Source organism: Actinoplanes sp. NPDC049681 (assembly GCF_044465265.1).
GTDB lineage: Bacteria > Actinomycetota > Actinomycetes > Mycobacteriales > Micromonosporaceae > Actinoplanes.
This window is the reverse complement of the sequence record NZ_JBITLP010000008.1, coordinates 1-18,279: the sequence shown is the minus strand read 5'-3', so window position 1 is coordinate 18,279 and position 18,279 is coordinate 1. Positions and strand designations below refer to the sequence as shown.

General features: G+C 74.7%; 20 protein-coding genes. 2 read left to right on the top strand and 18 right to left on the bottom strand.

Features of this window, described 5'->3' with window-relative positions:
- Positions 1 to 113: 113 nt before the first annotated feature.
- Genes ACIBO8_RS27675 through ACIBO8_RS27610 form a run of 14 tightly spaced genes read right to left on the bottom strand, consistent with a single transcriptional unit; the run spans position 114 to position 13,205 of the window.
- A complete protein-coding gene (locus ACIBO8_RS27675) occupies positions 114 to 713 on the bottom strand; it encodes an HAD-IA family hydrolase (RefSeq protein WP_396118245.1) in 600 nt (199 codons plus the stop codon).
- Entirely contained in the window at positions 692 to 1,258 is a 567-nt protein-coding gene (locus ACIBO8_RS27670) for a GNAT family N-acetyltransferase (protein WP_396118244.1), read from the bottom strand. Before ACIBO8_RS27670 ends, ACIBO8_RS27675 begins: the two co-directional genes overlap by 22 nt.
- A complete protein-coding gene (locus tag ACIBO8_RS27665) occupies positions 1,255 to 1,815 on the bottom strand; it encodes a helix-turn-helix domain-containing protein (protein WP_396118243.1) in 561 nt (186 codons plus the stop codon). Before ACIBO8_RS27665 ends, ACIBO8_RS27670 begins: the two co-directional genes overlap by 4 nt.
- A 25-nt stretch (positions 1,816 to 1,840) precedes the next feature.
- Positions 1,841 to 2,251 carry a ChaB family protein gene (locus tag ACIBO8_RS27660; RefSeq protein ID WP_396118242.1) on the bottom strand — a complete coding sequence of 137 codons (411 nt, stop codon included), beginning with the start codon at positions 2,249 to 2,251 and terminating at the stop codon, positions 1,841 to 1,843.
- 29 nt (positions 2,252 to 2,280) lie between these two features.
- Positions 2,281 to 3,249 (bottom strand): DNA topoisomerase IB, encoded by a 969-nt coding sequence (locus ACIBO8_RS27655; RefSeq protein ID WP_396118241.1) that lies wholly within the window; start codon positions 3,247 to 3,249, stop codon positions 2,281 to 2,283.
- Positions 3,233 to 4,165 (bottom strand): glycosyltransferase family 9 protein, encoded by a 933-nt coding sequence (locus ACIBO8_RS27650; RefSeq protein WP_396118240.1) that lies wholly within the window; start codon positions 4,163 to 4,165, stop codon positions 3,233 to 3,235. Before ACIBO8_RS27650 ends, ACIBO8_RS27655 begins: the two co-directional genes overlap by 17 nt.
- On the bottom strand, positions 4,162 to 4,842 hold the full coding sequence (locus tag ACIBO8_RS27645) for an SDR family oxidoreductase (protein WP_396118239.1): 681 nt from the start codon (positions 4,840 to 4,842) through the stop codon (positions 4,162 to 4,164). The genes ACIBO8_RS27650 and ACIBO8_RS27645 overlap by 4 nt, the downstream gene beginning before the upstream one ends.
- Before the next feature lie 2 nt (positions 4,843 to 4,844).
- Complete coding sequence (locus tag ACIBO8_RS27640; protein ID WP_396118238.1) at positions 4,845 to 6,242, bottom strand: PfkB family carbohydrate kinase; 1,398 nt, start codon at positions 6,240 to 6,242, stop codon at positions 4,845 to 4,847.
- Positions 6,239 to 6,853: an SIS domain-containing protein gene (locus ACIBO8_RS27635; RefSeq protein ID WP_396118237.1), complete on the bottom strand. Its 615-nt coding sequence runs from the start codon at positions 6,851 to 6,853 to the stop codon at positions 6,239 to 6,241. The genes ACIBO8_RS27640 and ACIBO8_RS27635 overlap by 4 nt, the downstream gene beginning before the upstream one ends.
- Positions 6,853 to 8,079 (bottom strand): glycosyltransferase, encoded by a 1,227-nt coding sequence (locus ACIBO8_RS27630; RefSeq protein WP_396118236.1) that lies wholly within the window; start codon positions 8,077 to 8,079, stop codon positions 6,853 to 6,855. The genes ACIBO8_RS27635 and ACIBO8_RS27630 overlap by 1 nt, the downstream gene beginning before the upstream one ends.
- Positions 8,064 to 8,999 carry a glycosyltransferase gene (locus ACIBO8_RS27625; protein WP_396118235.1) on the bottom strand — a complete coding sequence of 312 codons (936 nt, stop codon included), beginning with the start codon at positions 8,997 to 8,999 and terminating at the stop codon, positions 8,064 to 8,066. The genes ACIBO8_RS27630 and ACIBO8_RS27625 overlap by 16 nt, the downstream gene beginning before the upstream one ends.
- A complete protein-coding gene (locus ACIBO8_RS27620) occupies positions 8,996 to 10,570 on the bottom strand; it encodes an HAD-IIIA family hydrolase (protein WP_396118234.1) in 1,575 nt (524 codons plus the stop codon). The genes ACIBO8_RS27625 and ACIBO8_RS27620 overlap by 4 nt, the downstream gene beginning before the upstream one ends.
- Positions 10,567 to 11,565: a glycosyltransferase family 2 protein gene (locus ACIBO8_RS27615; protein WP_396118233.1), complete on the bottom strand. Its 999-nt coding sequence runs from the start codon at positions 11,563 to 11,565 to the stop codon at positions 10,567 to 10,569. The genes ACIBO8_RS27620 and ACIBO8_RS27615 overlap by 4 nt, the downstream gene beginning before the upstream one ends.
- Positions 11,562 to 13,205 carry a carbamoyltransferase gene (locus ACIBO8_RS27610; RefSeq protein WP_396118232.1) on the bottom strand — a complete coding sequence of 548 codons (1,644 nt, stop codon included), beginning with the start codon at positions 13,203 to 13,205 and terminating at the stop codon, positions 11,562 to 11,564. The genes ACIBO8_RS27615 and ACIBO8_RS27610 overlap by 4 nt, the downstream gene beginning before the upstream one ends.
- 130 nt (positions 13,206 to 13,335) lie before the next feature.
- On the opposite strand from ACIBO8_RS27610, the gene ACIBO8_RS27605 reads away from it, so the two are divergent.
- Positions 13,336 to 14,742 carry an aldehyde dehydrogenase family protein gene (locus ACIBO8_RS27605; RefSeq protein WP_396118231.1) on the top strand — a complete coding sequence of 469 codons (1,407 nt, stop codon included), beginning with the start codon at positions 13,336 to 13,338 and terminating at the stop codon, positions 14,740 to 14,742.
- 6 nt (positions 14,743 to 14,748) lie between these two features.
- On the opposite strand, the gene ACIBO8_RS27600 is transcribed toward ACIBO8_RS27605, so the two are convergent.
- The 3 genes from ACIBO8_RS27600 to ACIBO8_RS27590 form a co-directional block, all read right to left on the bottom strand.
- Positions 14,749 to 15,615 (bottom strand): glycosyltransferase family 2 protein, encoded by an 867-nt coding sequence (locus ACIBO8_RS27600; RefSeq protein WP_396118230.1) that lies wholly within the window; start codon positions 15,613 to 15,615, stop codon positions 14,749 to 14,751.
- A 101-nt stretch (positions 15,616 to 15,716) separates the two neighbouring features.
- Positions 15,717 to 16,136 (bottom strand): hypothetical protein, encoded by a 420-nt coding sequence (locus ACIBO8_RS27595; protein ID WP_396118229.1) that lies wholly within the window; start codon positions 16,134 to 16,136, stop codon positions 15,717 to 15,719.
- A 46-nt stretch (positions 16,137 to 16,182) separates the two neighbouring features.
- The gene (locus ACIBO8_RS27590; protein WP_396118228.1) at positions 16,183 to 16,692 is read right to left on the bottom strand and encodes a YbhB/YbcL family Raf kinase inhibitor-like protein; all 510 of its coding nucleotides are present in this window, start codon (positions 16,690 to 16,692) and stop codon (positions 16,183 to 16,185) included.
- A gap of 67 nt (positions 16,693 to 16,759) precedes the next feature.
- On the opposite strand from ACIBO8_RS27590, the gene ACIBO8_RS27585 reads away from it, so the two are divergent.
- On the top strand, positions 16,760 to 17,179 hold the full coding sequence (locus tag ACIBO8_RS27585) for a MarR family winged helix-turn-helix transcriptional regulator (RefSeq protein ID WP_396118227.1): 420 nt from the start codon (positions 16,760 to 16,762) through the stop codon (positions 17,177 to 17,179).
- On the opposite strand, the gene ACIBO8_RS27580 is transcribed toward ACIBO8_RS27585, so the two are convergent.
- Positions 17,180 to 18,136: a TIGR03557 family F420-dependent LLM class oxidoreductase gene (locus tag ACIBO8_RS27580; protein ID WP_396118226.1), complete on the bottom strand. Its 957-nt coding sequence runs from the start codon at positions 18,134 to 18,136 to the stop codon at positions 17,180 to 17,182.
- Positions 18,137 to 18,279: the final 143 nt, after the last annotated feature.

The following is an 18,279-nucleotide window of genomic DNA, read 5'->3' as shown; positions in this document are numbered from 1 at the left end:
ACATGAGCAGCCGTCGCCGGGAAGGGGCCGGTAGGCGTTCCGCTACCGCCGGTTCCGCGCGTGGCCGATGCCGTCGCCGCGCGGGGGTAGGCGGAGCACCGGGCCGCCGGTGATCAGGCCGCCGTCGCGGCCCCGGCGACCAGGGCGAGGCTCTCGGGCGTACCGGTGAAGGTCACCGCCCGCAGGCCGAGGGCCGCCGCGGCCGCGACGTTGTCACCGCGGTCGTCGACGAACACCACGTCGCCCGGGCACGCCCCGAGCGCGTCCAGGGCGATGGCGAAGACGGCCGGGTCCGGCTTGATCCGCGCGAGGTCGGCGCTGAACAGCCGCCGGGCGAAGGGCCTCAGGTCTTCGTGCCGGTCCAGCTCGCGGGCGAGTTCACGGGGGGCGTTGGACAGCAACGACACAGGTACGCCCGCCGCCCGCACCTCCTCCAACATCCGCAACGTGGCAGGGTTCAGGTGCAGCCAGCTGGCCACGTCGAGCTCGACCAGGCGGCGCAGCAGCGCACGACCGGGCGCCGCGCCGAGGACGTCGCCCCAGTACGCCCGGGCGCTGCGGCCGCGGTCGTAGCCGGCCCGGTGGGCCCAGTAGCGGGCGGTGAACTCGGCCACGGGCAGCCCGGCCGCGCCGGCCATGGCGGCCACCTCGGCGGCCGGCTGCGCGACGCTGATGACCTCGCCGAAGTCGATCAGGAGCTGGGTGCGGGGCACACTCCCCCATCGGCCGGGGCGGCCCCGGGGACAAGAGAAACCGGCTTGTAGTAGAAGCTGCAGGCGCGCAGCTCACCGGCCGGGCCCGCCGCGTAGCCGGGGACGAGGCCGTATTGCTGCCAGCCCGCCGACCGGTAGAGGTGGTCGGCGGCGCTGCCGGTCTCGGTGTCCAGCAGCAGCAGGGTGATGCCGGAGACGGCCGCCGCCTGCTCGGCGGCGGCGAGGAGGCGGCGGCCCAGGCCCCGGCCGCGGTGGTCACGGTGGACGGCGAGCTTGACGACCTCGGCGCGGTGGCGGGCGTTGGGTTTGTCCGCGTACGCCAGGCTGACGGTGCCGGCGAGCCCGCCCCTGCCGGCCGCGGTCCAGACCGCGAGGCTGCCGTCGGCAACGGCGCCGGCCCGCTCACGCCACCATGCGGTCGCCTGTTCGTGGTCGAAGCCGGCCAGGAAGCCGACCGAGGCACCGTCCCGCACCGCGTCGACCAGCAGGTCGGCCAGGCCGGGCAGCGCCGCGGCGAAGGTCTCGGGGGTCAGCCGCTCGATCACGGCAGCACCATGACCACGGCGTAGCGGACCGGCTCCGTGCCGGTGTTGCGGAAGCGGGTGGCGCCCCACAGGCGGAATCGCAGGCAGTCGCCGGCGTGCAGCTCGTGCGTCGTGCCGCCGTCGGTGAGCTGGAGCGTGCCGCCGAGAATCCACACGTGCTGCTCGAGGCCGGGGACACCGGGGCCGTCGTACGCGATGTCCGCGCCCGGCTCCAGCACCGCCTCGATCATCTCGCCGCGCAGCCCGGCGTGCGGGGGCGACACGACCCGGCGGGTGAAGCCGGAGGCGTCGTCGTGCCAGATCGCCTGCTCCTGCGCGCGGACGACGGCGGGCGGGGCGGACTCGACGCCGGCCAGCAGGCGCGACATCGTCCACCCGTACGCGGAGCAGAGCTTGCCGAGCAGCGAGGCGGTCGGGCTGATCTCCCCGCGTTCGAGGCGCGACAGCGTCGACCGGCTCACGCCCGTACGCGCGGCCAGGTCGTCCAGCGACCAGCCCTGCTGCACGCGCAGGCCGGCGAGCCGGGCGGCCAGCCTCTCGTCGAGCGCATCTCTCATATCTGGGAATCTATCCCAGATATGGTCAGCTGCGGCGCTCGGCCTCCAGTGATCTGCGACTCGCGGCCGCGTTCGCCTTCCCGATCGCGGTCACCAGCTCCGCCTTGGTCATCCGCGACCGGCCGGGGACGTCGAGGCGCCGGGCCACGTCGAGCAGGTGCTTCTTGCTCGCGTTGGCGTCCACTCCCCCGGCCGTGGGGCGGTCCGTGTCCACGCCGCCCGCCGCCTGGGCGTCGCTGGGGCCGCGGCGCTCCTTGGGCTCCCAGTGGTCGCCGACCTTCTCGAAGGAGTGCTTGAGGGCGGACAGCGCCGTGCGGTGCGCTTGCTCGCCGTCGCCGTACTGCTCGGTCGCGCTGTCCAGGGTCGCGGCGTACGTGTCCTGGGCCTTGCGCGGCGACCGCCGGATCGTGCTGGGCAGATTCTCTCGTGCAGGCATGACACCGGAATTCCCGCCGGGGCCGGCGGTCAATCCGTGAGCAGGTCGACGACCGCTTCCTCGGTCGGCTCGTCGACGGTCTCGCCCTTCTCGTACGCCTCGACGACCCGCGGATCGACGTACGAGCTGCGCGCCACGGCCGGGGTGTTGCCGAGCAGCTCGGCCACCTCCTTCATGGCGTGCGACACGGCCCTCTTACGCGCCGTCGCGCTCTTCTGCGGCCCGGCCTCGGCCAGCTCCTCGGCCGCCTTGACCGTGCCGTGCCACGTCCGGAACACCTTCGCGGTCATCTCGTGCCCGCTGATCTCGCGCAGATACGCGTTGACGTCGTCGGCGCGGATCTCCCGCCACCGCCGCTCCTTGCCGTCCCAGTAGGCGAACAGCCGCTCCTCGCCCTTGCGCCGCCGCCGCAGGTCGCGCAGCACCTGGCACACCTCACCGTCCCGCACCGGGTTGGCGTGCTCCTTGCCGGACTTGCCGACGAACTCCAGCACCACGCACCCGCGGCCGGTCCGGACGTGTTCCGGGCGCAGCGTGGACAGGCCGAACGACGGGTCCTCGTCGCGCTGGGCGTACTGGTCGCTGCCGACGCGGAACATGCCCATGTCCAGCAGCCGGGTGATCGCGGCGAGGACCCGGTCGCGGGTGAGGCCCCGGCCGCTGAGGTCGCTGCAGAGCCGGGACCGGATCTCGGGCAGCCGCTCGGCGACCTCGAGCGCGTGGTCGAACTTCTTCTCGTCGCGGGTGGTACGCCACTGCGGGTGGTAGACGTACTGCTTGCGCCCGGCGTCGTCGACCCCTGTGGCCTGGATGTGCCCGCGCGGGTCGGTGCTGATCCACACGTCGGTCCACGCCGGAGGGATGACGAGGTCCTTGATCCGCGCCACGGCCTCGTCGTCCTTGAGCGGCTTGCCGTCGGTGCCGAGGTAGGTGAAGCCCTTGCCGCTGCGCCGGCGCCCGAAGCCGGGCTTGCCGAGATCGCTACGCCGTAACCGCATGGCGTTCCACCTCGGCCGCCGCGTCCAGCACCTCGTCCACCCCGACGGCGAGCAGCGCCGGGTGGACGTCCGGCCCGGGCAGGTCGCCGCGCTCGGCCCGGGTGCCGTGCCAGATCGCCCGATGGTACGGACGCTCCGGCGGCGGCCCCCAGCGCTGCGGCGGCACCGGGCCGAAGAGGACGACCGAGGGCGTCCGGTACGCCGTCGCCAGGTGCGCGATGCCGGTGTCCCCGCTGACCAGCAGCCGGGCGTGCGCCACGAGGGCGGCGAGCTCCCCCAGCCCGGTCCGCGCGACGGCGTCCGGGCCCAGTCCGGCGAGCCCGGCTACCCGCTGCGCGATCGGCTGCTCGGCGGCGGAACCGGTGATGAGCACCCGGTGCCCGGCCGCCGCCAGGCGTTTCGCCACGGCGGCGTACCGCTGCGGCGGCCAGCGCCGGGACGGCGACTTGGCGCCCGGATGCACGATCGTCGCGCCGCGCGGCACGTCGGCCTCCGGCACGGCCAGGGACAGATCCGTGTGATCGGCTGGCACGCCGTAGTGGCGCAGCAGCCGGCACCAGCGTCGCACCTCGTGTTCCTCCTCGGCCCAGGTCGGACCGTCGAGATGCCCCGCGTCCGGGCTGGCAAACGCCCAGAGCTTCGCCGGCCGCACCGCCTGCAGCAGCCGGTGCGACTCGGGCCCGCTGCCGTGCAGGTTGACGGCGACCTCGACGGGCGGCAGCGCGGGCAGCGGCGCGGTGAGCCCATCGGCGGTCACGACGCGGTCGACGCCGCCGATCAGGTCGATCAGCGGCGTCAGCCAGGCGGGCGCGACGAGGGCGAGGGTCCGGGCCGGGAAGGCGGCCCGGACCGCCCGCAGCGCGGGCACGCCCGCGGCGAGGTCGCCCACGCCGAGGGCACGCAGCACGAGGATCACGGGTACGAGCTCTCCTGCTCGGCGGCGATGACGAGCTCGCGGACCGCGCAGCCGGCGGGCTGGCTGAGCGCGAACATGATCGCGTTCGCCACGTTGGCCGGGTCGTTCAGGATCGCGTCCGGCCCCGGCTTGTACTGCGCGTCGCGGTCGTCGAAGAACTTCGTCCGCATGCCACCCGGGATCACCAGGGTGACGTTGACCTGCCCGGCGAGCTCGGCCGACAGGGCCCGGGTGAAGCCCACGACGCCGAACTTCGCGGCGCAGTACGCCGTGGCGTCGCTGACCGCCTTGACGCCCAGCGTCGACGCGACCGTCACCACGCCGCCGTGGGACCGCTTGAGCGCCGGGATCGCGGCCCGGATGACGGCGGCGGTGGAGAGCAGGTCGATGGTGACGATCCGGTCCCAGGTCTCGCCCGGGACGTCGGCGAGGGCGCCGGGCACGTCCATGCCGGCCGCGGTCACCACGCCGTCGACGCTGCCGCCGGCCCGCTCGATGAGCTCCCGGGTGGCCGCCTCCGCGGCGCGGGTGTCGGCCAGGTCGCACTCGACCCACTCGACGCCCTCCTTCGGCGGCTGACGGTCGATGACGAACGGGCGGCCGCCGGCCTTCACGACGGCGTCGACGACGGCGGCGCCGAGCCCGCTGGACCCGCCGGTGACGATGACTGCGTCCATGCTTACCTCCTGGAAGCGGCGGCCTGGGCCGCGGCGATGGTCTTGGTGGTGGAACGGCCGTCGAGATAGGGGACGATCACGGTCTGCCCGCCCCAGCGGTGCACCAGCTCGGCCTCGGGCAGGTCCGGGCCGCCGTCGGCGTAGTCGCCGCCCTTGACCCACACGTCCGGCCGCAGCCAGGTCAGCACGGCCTCCGGCGTCGGCTCGTCGAAGACGACGACCGCGTCGACGCAGTCGAGGGCGGCGAGCAGCCGGGCCCGGTCGGCCTGGCGGGTCAGCGGCCGGTCGGGGCCCTTGAGCGCCGAGACGCTGCGGTCGGAGTTGAGGCACACCACGAGGCAGTCGCCGAGCTTGCGGGCGGCCTGCAGGGTGGCCAGGTGCCCGATGTGGAGCAGGTCGAAGCAGCCGCCCGTCGCCACCACCGTGCCACCACGGGCCCGCACGTCGGCCACGAGCTTCCCCGCCTCGGCGGCACCGATCCGCTCCGGCTCGGCCGCCGGCTCCCCGGGTGCCAGAGCCGCGGTGACCCCGCCCGCGGCGACGTACGCGGTGGCGGCGGCGACGGCCTCCTGGACCGCCTCCGAGACCAGGGCGCCCCGGGCCAGCGCGAGCGCCGCGGTGGACGCGAACCGGTCCCCCGCCCCGCAGGTGTCCCCGTCGGCATCCTGCGGCGCCGGCACGACCAGCGGCGTCGGCCCGTTGTGGCACAGCACCGCCCCGGCGGCGCCGACGGTGACGACCACCGCGCCGGCCCGCCACCGCTGCCGCAGCTGGTGCCCGGCGCGCTGGACCGTGCTGAGCATCGAGCCACCGCCGGCGTCCCCGGTCAGCTTGCGGACCTCGGCCTGGTTCGGGGTCACCAGCCGCACGTTGGGCACCGGTGCCGGACCGGCGGGATGCGGGTCCCAGACGATCGGTGCCTTCGCGGCCTCCAGCGCCCGGCGCAGTTCCGGGTGCCGGGCGACGCCCCGCCCGTAGTCGCTGACCAGGATGGCGGTGGCGTGCCGCAGGACCTCCAGCGCCGCCTCGGGAGCGGCGCCGGGCGGGACCGGCTCACCGCCGCGGTCCAGGCGGACGAGGACCTGGCCGCCGGCGCGCAGCCGGATCTTCTCCGGGGTGGCGCCCGGCATCGGCAGCGCGTACACCTCGATCCCCGCGGCGGTCAGCAGCTCGCTGAGCCGCGCCCCCGCGGGGTCGTCCGCCAGCGCGGTGACCAGCGCGACGTCGTGGTCCTGGCCGGCGGCGAGCAGCGCGGCGAGACCGGCGCCGCCCGGCCGGTCGGACACGGACCGCTCGTCGAGGACCGGCGCCGGCGCGTCCGGGGCGACCCGGCTGACGGCACCGTCCACATCGCGGTCGAGCAGCGTGTCGCCGACGACGACCAGCAGCGGGCGGCTCATGGGACCAGCACCGCCTCGCGCCGGGCGGCCGGCGCTTTTCCCAGCACCACCGGCAGGTGCGCGTCGACGTACTCGCACATGACGTGCACCGCGACCAGGTGCAGCTCCTGCACGACCTGGGAGTCGTCGGAGGGGCAGCACAGCGCCTCGTCGCAGGCCTCGGCGAGCGGGCTCGGGCCGTTGCCGACCAGCGCCCACGTCCGTACGTCCATCTCCCGGGCGGCGTGCGCGGCCCGGACCAGGTTGGGGCTGCGGCCGCTGGTCGACAGCAGCATGAGCACGTCGCCCGGGCGGCCGTGGGCCCGGACCTGCCGGGCGAAGACCTCGTCGTAGCCGTAGTCGTTGCTGATCGCCGTGACCGCCGAGGAGTCCGGAGTCAGCGCGATCGCCGACAGCGGCATCCGCTCGTCGCGCAGCCGGCCGACCAGCTCGGCGGCCAGGTGCTGCGCCTCGGCGGCACTGCCGCCGTTGCCGGCCACCAGCAGCCGCCCGCCGGTGCCGAGGTGGTCGGCGAGCTGGGCGCCCCAGCGGGCCAGCCGCTCGGACGCCACGGCCCGGAACGGGCCGAGCGCCGCCGCCATGCCACGCAGGTGGGAGTCCAACAGGTCCATCACACAACCGCCTCTCGGGGGGAATCCGTGGTGGTCAGGGTGCCGCCGGCGACGGTCGCGTAGACCGCGGCCAGCCGGGTGGCGATGCGCCGCCAGGAGTACGAGTGGGCGGCCCGGTCGGCCGCCGCCGCCGCGTACGAGACGCGCCGCATGTCGTCGGTGAGCAGCCGGCGCAGGGCGACACCCAGGCCGCGCGGGTCACGGGGCGGGACGAGGTCGCCGGTGATGCCGTCGACGACCGTGTCGGTCAGGCCGCCGACGGCCGTGCCGACCACCGGTACGCCGCACGCCATCGCCTCCAGGGGCGTGAGGCCGAACGGCTCGTACCAGGGTGCGGCGGCGAGCACGTCCGCGGAGCGGTACCAGCGGGGCATGTCCGCCGAGGCGGCCGCGCCGGCCAGCCGTACCCGGTCGCCGACCCGGCAGTGCTGGGCGAGGGCGCGCAGCCGGCGGGCGTACGGGTCGTCGTCGAGGCGGCCGTCGGGCGGACCGCCGACGACGACCAGCTCGGCGCCGGGCACCGAGGGAAGAGCGCGGATCAGGTCCTCGTAGCCCTTGCGCTCGACGAGCCGGCCGACGGTCAGGATGCGCGGGCGGTCGGCGTCGCGGGGCTCGGCCGGTCCCTCGGGGCGGAACAGGTCGGTGTTGACGCCGGACGGCACCAGGGCCATCTGGCTGCGCGGCACGCCCATCGCCAGCAGCTCGCGGATCTCGTCCTGGCACTGCACGACGACCTTGTCGACGACGCGGCCGAGCTGGCGTTCGTACGCGACCCGGTGCTCCGGGCTGGTGTCGGCGGCGCCCTGGTGGCGCCGCTTCACCGAGCCGAGCGCGTGGTACGTGAGCACCACCGGCACGTCGCTGCTGCGGGCGGCGGTGACCGCGGCCAGGCCGCTCATCCAGAAGTGCGCGTGCACCACGTCGGGCAGCCAGGTGCCGCGCCAGTCCGCGGCCGTCCACTCGGCGAAGTCGCCCATGTACGGCAGCAGGTCGTCCTTGGGCAGCGTCACCGCGGGACCGGCGGGGACGTGCACCACCTCGAAGCCCTTCGCGGCCACTACCGGGGGCAGGCCCGGGTCGTCGCGTCGGGTGTAGACCCGGACCTCGTGGCCCTGCTCGGCAAGGGCCGCGGCGAGCTCGGCGACGTGCGCGTTCTGGCCGCCGGCGTCCACCCCGCCGAGGGCGGACAGGGGGCTGGCGTGCTCGGAGATCATCGCGATACGCATGTTTCCTCCTCCAGCAGTCGGTCCCAGTCCGCGAGGAAGCGGTCGAGGCCGTATCGGGCCAGGGCGACCTGACGGGCGCGCGCGCCGAGCCGGCGGGCCGCCTCCGGCTCGTCGATCAGCCACTGCGCCGCCTCGACCAGGGTGTCGACCCGGGTGGAGAGCACACCGGCGTCGGGGGGAACGGCGGCGATCGCCTCCGTGGTGGCCAGCGCGAGCACCGGCATGCCGATCTGCATGGCCTCGATCAGACTCAGTCCCAGCGACGTCCACCGGCACAGGTGCAGGTACGCCCGCCGCTGGGCGATCGCCTCGTGCATCCGCGCCTGCGGCGGATCGTCGTACGCGGTGACCCGGTCGAGGTCCAGTCCGGCGACGCCCATGCCGTACACGTCGAGCGGGGCGACCGCCGCGAACCGCGGCATGAGGTCGGTGCCGGTGACCCGGTTGCGCCGCACGGGTTCGTTGGTGACGACCGCGAACCGCTCGAGCTCGCCGGTCCAGCGCGCGGCGGGCTCGACGATGCCGTGCTCGATCACCGTGGTGCGAGTGGCGCCGGTGTCCCAGAACAGCTCGTTGAAGTGGGTCACGTGGGCGATGACGAGGTCATCGCGGTCGGCCATCGGGTGCCGTGAGTTCGGGACGTCGCCCTTGGGCGTGTTGTGCTCGACGTAGATCTTCGGGGCCCGCAGGTGCGCGATCCGCTCGAGCTCGCCGGGACGCTGGAGGACGATCACGTCGACGTCAGCGGGCCGCAGGGCGCCGACGTCGACCTCCTCGACGGTCTCCGGCCAGTCGAAGGTACGGGCGCGGCCGCGCCCCCACTCGTCGCGTCCGGCGTTGACCGGGACGAGGTAGCGGTGCTTGCCCTGGACGAACGACGTCGTCCAGGAGCCGTGCACGTGCCAGAGCAGGATGTTCACGCGGCTACCTCTTCCGTGTGCTTCGCGGGGGCCGGCACGCCGAGCAGCCGCAGGGCGGCGAGGACGTCGGCGGGCCGGATCGAGGACAGGCAGGGGTGCCCCGCCACCGGGCAGCGTGTGGCGCGGGTGTCCCGGCACGGCGCGGCGGCGTCGCCGAGGCGCACGTGCGGCACCCGGTAGGGGCCCCACTGCCCGAAGGGGACGGTCGGGGCGTAGAGGCTCACGACGGGGGTGCCGACCGCGGCGGCCAGGTGCGCCGGGCCGGTGTTCGCGACCACCACGCAGGCCGCGCCGGCGAGCAGGCGGGCGAGGTCGGCCATGCTGGTCGGTCCCACGTCGGTGGCGTCCGTACCGGCCACGTACGCGGCGAGGTCGCGCTCGTCCGGGCCGCCGGTGACGAGCACCTCGTGCCCCTCGGCGGCGAGGGCGGACACGATCGCCCGGACGTTCTCCGGCGGGCAGGACCGCGCCTCGACGGAGGCGCCCGGATGCACGACGACGTAGGTGCCGGCCCGGACCGGTCCGAGGTCGACGCGCAGGCCACCGTCGTCGGTCGCCGGCAGGGCGAACCCCGCGGCGGCGGCGACCGAGCGGGCCCGTTCCGCCTCCGGCACCCCTGCCGGTACGCGGTGCCGCACGTCGAGCAGCGATCCGGGGTAGTCGTCGCTGATCGCGGTGATCCGGCCGACCCCGGCGGCGCGCAGGAGCAGGGCCAACGGCAGCGCCGACTGGTGGAACGAGGTGAACACGACGGCCTCGTCGGCGCCGATGGCGGCCAGCCGCGCGGTCAGCCCGGCGACGAATCCGGCGTCCACCGGCGACGGTTGCGGGTCGATCCAGGGCAGCCGGGCCTCGATGATCTCGTCGACGCCGGGCAGGAGTTCGGCGGCGGCCCGGCCGCGCGGCCCGCACAGCAGCACCACGCGCTCGGCGCCGGCCGCGACGGCCCGGATGCCGGGGCCGGTCAGCAGGACGTCGCCGGCGGAGTCGGAGCGGACGACCAGCACCGTTCCCGCCCGTTCCCGGGTATCCGCCGGGGTCACCAGCACCTGCCGCTGCAGGATCAGGTCCACGGCTTCGGCCATGTCGGCGGCGCCCGAGGGGGCGGCGGCCACCTCCGGGGCGAGGGTGACCTCGGTGGGCACGATGATGCCGGTCGCACCGGCGGCGCCGGCGGCCACCATGTCGCGGCCGATGTCACCGACGACCACGCAGCGCTGCGGCACCGTGCCGAGGGCGGTCGCCGCGTCCTCGACCAGGCCGGGGGCGGGTTTGCGGCACCGGCAGCCGGCGGTGTCGTCGTGCGGGCAGATCTGCCAGGTGTCGAAGGGTCCCAGCAGCTGCTCGACCCGGGCGTGCACGGCGCGCAGCTGCTCGGCGGTGAACCGGCCCCGGGCCAGGCCGGACTGGTTGGTGACCACGCCCAGCCGCAGACCCGCGGCGCGCAGCCGGTCCAGCGCCGCCCGGGCGCCCGGCATCGGCCGCACCAGCGCGGGGTCGCCGTTGTACGGGACGTCGACGATCAGCGTGCCGTCCCGGTCGAACAGGACTGCGTCGTACAGGCCGCTCACCGTCGCGGCTCCACCGGTACGGCCCCACGCCACCTCGCCCAGCCTCGCAGCCAGTGGACGGTAGCCACGGGCGGGATGGCCGCGCTGGTCAGCACCATCGTGGTGACCTCGCGGGCGTCCCCGGGCCCGGGCTTGATCCGGGCGGCGGCGAACTCCGCGGTCCCGGCGGCCCAGAACGCGGCAGCGGCCGCCGCGGCGGTGACCACCGGCCGCCGCCGGGTCAGTGCCGCCGTGACGGCGAGCGCCACGGCGAGAGCCCCCGCGGCGGTCACCGTCACATGCCGGCGGCGGCGCCCGGGTGGGATCTCGAGGCGCTCACGCCAGTCGCGGCCGTACAGGTGCCGCAGGAGCGCGTCGTCGGCGTTGCCGCGCTGGGTGCGTACGCTGATCCACCGGTCCTCCGGCCGCACCGGATGGGTGACCGTCCGCGCCCCCTTGACCAGCGCGAAGCCGGCCCGCCGCACGCGGTACGCGAGCTCGGCGTCCTCCCGGAACGCACGCGGGAGCCGCTCGTCGAAGCCACCGGTGGCGGCGAGCGCCGACCGCCGGTACGCCATGTCCGCGGTGATCCAGGCGCCGTCGGCCAGCGCGGCGGTGACCCGTTCCCAGTCCGTCGGGCGCCGGTCGCCGGGCAGCGGCACCCGCAGGTTGCCCTGCACTCCCCCGACCTCCGGGCCCGCACCGGTCAGGTCGTCGTGCAACGTGGACAGCCAGTCCGGGTCCGGCAGCACGTCGTCGTCGAGGAAGGCCACCCACTCGTGGGTCGCGGCCTGCCAGCCGACGTTGCGGGCGGCGGCCGGTCCGGCGGCGCGGCCGGTGAGGACCTTCACGTCGATGCCGGCCGGCACCGGCAGCTCCTCGGCCGCCGCCGGCCGGTCGTCGACGACCAGGAACTCCACGGGGCCCGGGGCCGGTTCACCCGCCGCCAGTGCGGTGAGCAACGCGGTGAGGCTCGGCCTGCCGAGGGTGGGGACGACCACGGATATGCCGCTCATCGACCGTCCCCGAAGGCGGACGCACGGTGCACGGCGAAGGGGCCGAGGGCCAGCAGGTCCACCGGCGCCGAACCGAACAGCTCCATCGCCTCGCGCGGAGTGTCCACCATGGGCCGCCCGGCGGTGTTCAGCGAGGTGTTGACCACCACCGGGAGCCCGGTGAGCCGCTCGAACTCGGCCAGCATCTCGGCCACCACCGGCTCGGTCTCGGTGTGGACGGTCTGCACGCGGGCGGTGCCGTCGACGTGCGTGACGGCCGGGATGCGGTCCTTCCATTCCGGCTTGACCTTGTGGACGAACAGCATGTACGGGCTCGGGTAGACGCCCTCGAAGATGTCGGCGAAGCGCTCGGCGCGCACCATCGGCGCGATCGGGCGGAACTGCTCGCGCCCCTTGACGTTGTTCATCCGGGTCTGGGTGTCGGCGTCGCCGGGGTGGGCGAGCAGCGACCGGTGTCCCAACGCGCGCGGGCCGTACTCGCTGCGGCCCTGGTACCAGGCGACGATGCCGTTGCCCGCGAGCACCCGGGCGGCCTCGGCAGCGATCGACTCGGGCCGGGTGTACGGCAGGGCGGCCCGCTTCAGCTCGGCCTCGAGCTCCTCGTCGCTCCAGCCCCGGCCCAGGTCGGCGCCGGCGAACGGGGCGACGGCGCCACCCGCGCGGGCGACCGAGAGGGCGGCGCCGAGCGCGGTGCCGGAGTCGCCGGCCGCGGGCTGCACCCACACCCGGTCGAACGGGCCCTCGGCGGCGATCCGCGCGTTGGCCACGCAGTTGAGCGCCGTGCCGCCGGCCATCGTGAGGGTCTTGACGCCGCCGGAGGCCTCGTACGTCCACCGGGCCAGGTCGAGCAGGACCTCCTCGAGGCGCACCTGCACGCTCGAGGCGAGGTCGGCGTGGGCGTCGGTCATCTCGCCGTCGGCCGTACGCGCCTTGGCCAGCGCCGACCAGTCGATCCGCTCGACCGTGAAGCCGCCGTCGTCGTTGGCGTGCACCCATTCCCGGAACAGGTCGAGGTACCGCGGCCGGCCGTACGAGGCCAGCGCCATCACCTTGTACTCGTCCGAGGAGTGCATGAAGCCGAGGTGGCGGGTGAGGTCCTCGTAGAGCAGCCCGAGCGAGTGCGGCAGCTGCTGGCTGGCGAGTGTGGTGAGCTGCCCGTCGCGGTACACGCCCGCGAGGTGGCTCGCGATCTCGCCGCGGCCGTCGAGCACCAGCACGGCGCTGTCCTCGGGGACCGAGAGCCCGGCCGACGCGGCGTGCGCGACGTGGTGCGGCACGAAGCGGACCTGCTCCGGGTCGAGGCCGGGCAGGGCACCGGCGAGGAACTGCGGTGCCCGCCGGGCGTAGTCGACGCGCAGGTGGTCCCACGGGTCGTTGAGGCCGAGGCTCTCGGCGTCCCGCGACAGCCCCGGGTCGAAGGAGTAGGCGACCGCGTCGAGGTCGCCCGGCTTCAGGCCGGCCTCCTCCAGGCACCAGGCGGCGGACAGCTCCGGCAGCTCCCAGGCCGAGAACGGTACGGGACGCTTGCCGTGCTTGCGCCGGCTGAACCGTTCCTCCTCCGCGGCGGCGACCACCTGACCGTCGACGATCAGCGCGGCGGCCGGATCGTGGAAGATCGCATTGATTCCCAGGACTCGCATGGGGCCGCGGATACCCGCCTCCCGCGGAAGTACTCACATGATCATCGACTTCTTCGAAACTTCTTTATTCGCGCAGTGAGCTGCACTGATAGTCCGTTTGAAACAGCCCGGCCAGGGCACCCGCCCACCCATGTATGACATCGAACAGCTCATCGGTGGAGTCTGGGGAACCGGCAGCGGTACACGCAATTTGACCGTTTTGAACCCTATGGACGGTCAGCCCGTCACCACCGTGCCGGTCGCCTCCGAGTCGGATGTCCCGGCGGCGGTGAAGGCTGCCCGCGACGCCGCGCCCGGCTGGGCGCGGACCGCACCGGCGGCCCGGGCCGCGGCGTTGCATGCGGCGGCGAACGCGGTCGAGGCGGCGGCGGACGAGCTCGCCACCATCATGAACGCGGAGATGGGCAAGCCCGTGGACGGGGCGAAGGACTCGATCGGCGCGGGCGTCGCCACGCTGCGCCAGTACGCCGAGCTCGGCCCGACGCACCGCGGCCGCAGCCTGGCCGGCAACGACGAGGCGATCGACCTGATGGCGTACGGACCACGCGGTGTCGTCGCCGCCATCACTCCGTGGAACGACCCCGTCGCCGTGTCCTGCGGCCTGATCGGCGCGGCTCTGGTCACCGGGAACACCGTTATCTACAAGCCCAGCGAGCGCACCCCGGCGACGGGCTGGCGGCTCGCCCGAATCCTCGCGCCGCACTTCCCCGGCGGCGTGCTCTCGCTGCTCAACGGCGACGGCCCGGTCGGCGCCGCACTCGCCGGGTCCGAGGTGGACGTGGTGGCGCACGTCGGCTCCACCACCACCGGGCGGGCCATCGCGGCGGCGTGCGCGCGTACCGGGGCCAAGGCCCTGCTGGAGAACGGCGGCAGCGACCCGCTGGTCGTCGACGCCGATGTGGACCCGGTGTGGGCGGCGCAGCAGGCGGCCCTCGGCGCGTTCGTGAACTCGGGCCAGATCTGCGTGGCGGTCGAACGGATCTACGTGCACCGGGACATCGCCGGGCCGTTCCTCGAGGCGCTGACCGCCGAGGCCGGGACGTGGGCCGGGCAGATCGGCCCGCTGGTCGACACCCGGCTGCGCGACGCCGTGCACGCCCAGGTCAGCGCCGCCGTCGAGGCGGGCGCCCGGGTGCTGACCGGCGGCGCCGTGCCGGACGGGCCGGGCGCGTTCTACCCGCCGACCGTCCTGGCCGACTGCACCGACGACATGGCGGTCGTGCGCGAGGAGACGTTCGGCCCGGTCGCCCCGGTGGTCGTGGTCGACTCGTTCACCGAGGCGCTGGCCCGCGCGGCCGACTCGCCGTACGGGCTGGCCGCCACCGTCCTCACCGGCTCGATGAGCCACGCGCAGCAGGCCTGGCGGGAGCTGCCGGCAGGCACGGTGAAGATCAACGCCGTCTTCGGCGGAGCTCCGGGCGGCGCCGCCCACCCGCGCCGCGGCAGCGGCCAGGGCTTCGGGTACGGCCCCGAGCTGCTCGACGAGCTGACGGTCACCAAGGCCGTCCACATCGAGGCACCGCCGGCCGGCTGGTGAGCCGGCTCAGCCGCCGATCGTGACGAGATCCCGCTCGACGTCCTGGGGCAGCGCCCGCCGCTGCCTCAGGGCCCAGGGCGCCATCCGCACCGCGTCGGTCACCCCGGCGCGGTCCTGCCTCCAGGCCGCCGCCACGGTACGCCGTACCACCCCCGGCGGCCGCCGCAGCATCGCGGTCAGCACCCGGTTGCGCACCTCGAGGCGGCGCCGGGCCCCGGGGTCGCGGCCGCCGGGAAGGGGCAGGTGCCGCACGGTCAGCGTCGGCGCGTAGGCCAGCCGGTGCCCGGCGGCGGCGAGGTCCATCGCGAGCAGCGCCTCCTCGCCGTACACGTGCAGAGCCGGCTCGAAACCGCCGGCCGCCAGGAAGGCGTCCCGCCGGACCACGACGGCGCAGGCCAGGAAGCCGAGGATGGCCGGGCCGGGTGCGTCGGCGGGCACGCCGAGCTGCGCGCCGGCCATGGCCACCGAGATCGGATCCTCCCGCCCTTCCGGCCCGACCAGCACCCGGGCGGAGAGCAACGCCGTCCGGGGGTACGCGTCGAGCAGCGCCGCGGCGCACGCCAGCGACCCGGGCTCCCAGTACGAGTCGTCGTCGGCGAACGCTACGTACTTCGTCCCCGCCCGCTCCACCCCGACGTTGCGGGCCGCCGCTCCCCGGTTCTCCCCCAGCCGGACCACGTCGACGCCGGGATGGTCGTCCGGGCCGCCGTCGTCGGAGCCGTTGTCCACGAGGACGACCGGGGCGGCGTGCCGGGGGATGGTCTCCCGCAGCCGGTCACGGCGGTTGCGGGTCGCGACCACCACGGTCACGTCGCCGGTCTCGGGCACGGCGCGGCGCCCCGGTGCCGCGGCTCGGTCGATCTGGATCGTCATGGCCCCGCCTGTACCCCGAGCATGCGTGTCGAAGCCATCACATCGGGTGAACGGCGCCCATTCGCCAGCACGGCGTGAGCGGGTTGCGCCTCGGACCCGGCTCAGCGGCGGGTGGCGGCCCCCGCCAGGGTGAGCGCGGCACCGTCCTCGGCGAGAGCCGCGGGAACGGCGAGCCCGTGACGCGCGCCGACGGCACGCCAGCGCGCTCCCGCCCAGCTCGCGGCGGCGGCCGCGGCGGCCGCGGTCACGGCCGGCACGACCACGGACTGTCCGCGGCGACGGGCGTACCAGCCGCCGGCGACGGCACCCAGGAGGAGCCGGCCGGCGAGCGGTCCGGGCAGTAGCCGGCTGGGCGTCCCGGGAAGCTTGTCGGCGACGAGCTCGCCACCTGCGGCGGCCAGCGTGAGGACGCGCACCCAGCGGCCGCCGCCGTCCTGGGCCAGCGTCGCCAGCGGGGTCACACTGCGGGCACCGGCGGAGGCGCCGAGCACGGCGGCGCGCAACAGGACGTCTGGACGCATGCACCACCGCTACCCGGAGCGCCTCCCGCGGAAACGCGATCGTCCATCAAGGAGCGACGCTGGTGCCGACCAGGACCCCGCGGCCGACGGTGTGCGGGACCATGAGGATGTGCAGCATGGCGAGGCTCGCGCCGGCCGGGACCTCCAGGACCTCGACATCCAGGGCGGTGACCGCGAGGAACATGCGGTGGGTGCCGGTTCCCGGCGGCGGCTTCGCCCCGGAGTACGCGGCGCGGCCCAGGTCGTTGGCGAGGTGGCAGGCACCCGCCGGCAGCCGGTCGGCAGCGCCCCGGGGCAGGCCGCCGACCGAGGCCGGGATGTCCTTGACCACCCAGTGCCAGAGCCCGCCGGGAATCGGGGCGTCCGCGTCGAAGGCGGTGACCACCACGCTGCGGGCGGCCTGCGGCAGGGGCCCCCAGGACAGCGCCGGCGACTCACCGGGACCGTCCACGGTCGCGCAGGCGGACGGCGGCAGCGGCCCGCCGGGCGCGAAGTCGGTGCTGGCCAGCGGGAACGCCGGGACGGGGAAGGCCTTGGCGTACGGGTCGTGATCCATGACGGCTCCTCAAAAATACAGGCTTGCTGTAGTTTTCGAACGTACAGCAAGGCTGTATTGTTGGGCCATGGACCATGACGCGGATCTCACCGACCTGGCCGAGGAGCTGCGGACGGCCGTGGGTGACTTCGTGCGGCGGGTGCGGGCGTACGACACGATGCCGCGCAGCCAGGTCGCGGTGCTGGGACACCTCGCCCGGACGGGGCCGCTGTCCATCGCCGACCTCGCGCGGCGCGAGCGGGTGAAGCACCAGTCCATGACCCGGACGATCAACCTGCTCAACGATCAGGGCCTGGTGAGCCTCGGTGCCGCCGAGGACGACCGGCGGCGGGTCGTCGTGACGCTCAACGGTACGGGCACCCGGCGGCTGACCGAAGAACGGCGGCAGCGGTCCGCCCGGATCGCCGCCGCCCTGCAGACGCTCGACGGCGAGGAACGGGCCCTGATCGCCCGGCTCCCCGCCGTCCTGGACAAGCTCGTGGACTGATTACAGGGCGCGCAGCCTGTCACCGAGGTCCTTGTGGAAGAAGTCGATGAAGCCTTCCGGATCCGGGCCGGCGTTCTGCAGGACGATGTGGTCGTAGCCCGCATCGGCGTACTTCCGCACCGCCTCCACGTACGGCTCGGGATGCGGGCCGACGGCGAACTGCCCGCGGATGTCCTCCTCGCGGACGGTCTGCGACGCGGCCTCGAAGTTGGCGGGATTGGGCAGCTCGCTCATCACCTTCCAGCCGGTCAGCGCCCAGCGGGTGGTCCGCAGCGCCTCCTGCACGCCGGCCTCCTCGGTGGTCGCCCAGGCCATCGGTACCTCGGCGTAGCGCGGCCCGGCGCCGCCCGCCCCGCGGTAGGCCTCGACGAGGTCCGCTCGCGGCTCGGTGACGAACAGGCCGTCGCCCAGCTCCGCCGCCAGGGTGGCCGCATTCCTGCCGCCCGCGGCGACGGCGATGACGGGCAACTCGTCCGGCAGGTCGAAGACGCGGGCGTCCTCGAGCTGCAGGTGCTTGCCCTCGTACGACTGGTAGCCGCCCTGCCACAGCAGCTTGATGATCTCCAGGGCCTCACGCAGGCGCTCGTGCCGGCCGCGGACGCTCGGGAAGCCCTGGCCGACGACGTGCTCGTTGAGCCGCTCCCCCGCGCCGATGCCGAGGGTGAAGCGGTTGTCGGAGGTGATCGCCAGGGTGGCGGCGGCCTGCGCGATGATCGCCGGGTGGTAGCGGACCGTGGGGCAGGTGACGCCGGTGGCCAGGCCGATGCGTTCCGTGCGGGCGGCGATGGCGCCGAGGACCGTCCACGCGAACGGGGAATGGCCTTGGGTGTCGAGCCAGGGGTGGTAGTGGTCGCTGATCTCGACGAAGTCGAAGCCGGCTCGTTCCGCTTTTTGCGCCTGGTCGATCAGCTCTTTGGGGCCGAAGCCCTCGGCTGACAGTTTGTATCCGAGCTTCATGGTTTTCGGGGTGCCCCTGGGGTGTTGTCGCAAACCATTGCGGGATTTCTTGCGGTTGACGGTGGGGGGCCGGGGTGACCAAGACGGCTGGTGGGGCGGTTTTTTGGTTGTTTGTGAACCCCGCCCCCCCCCCTTGATAGGGG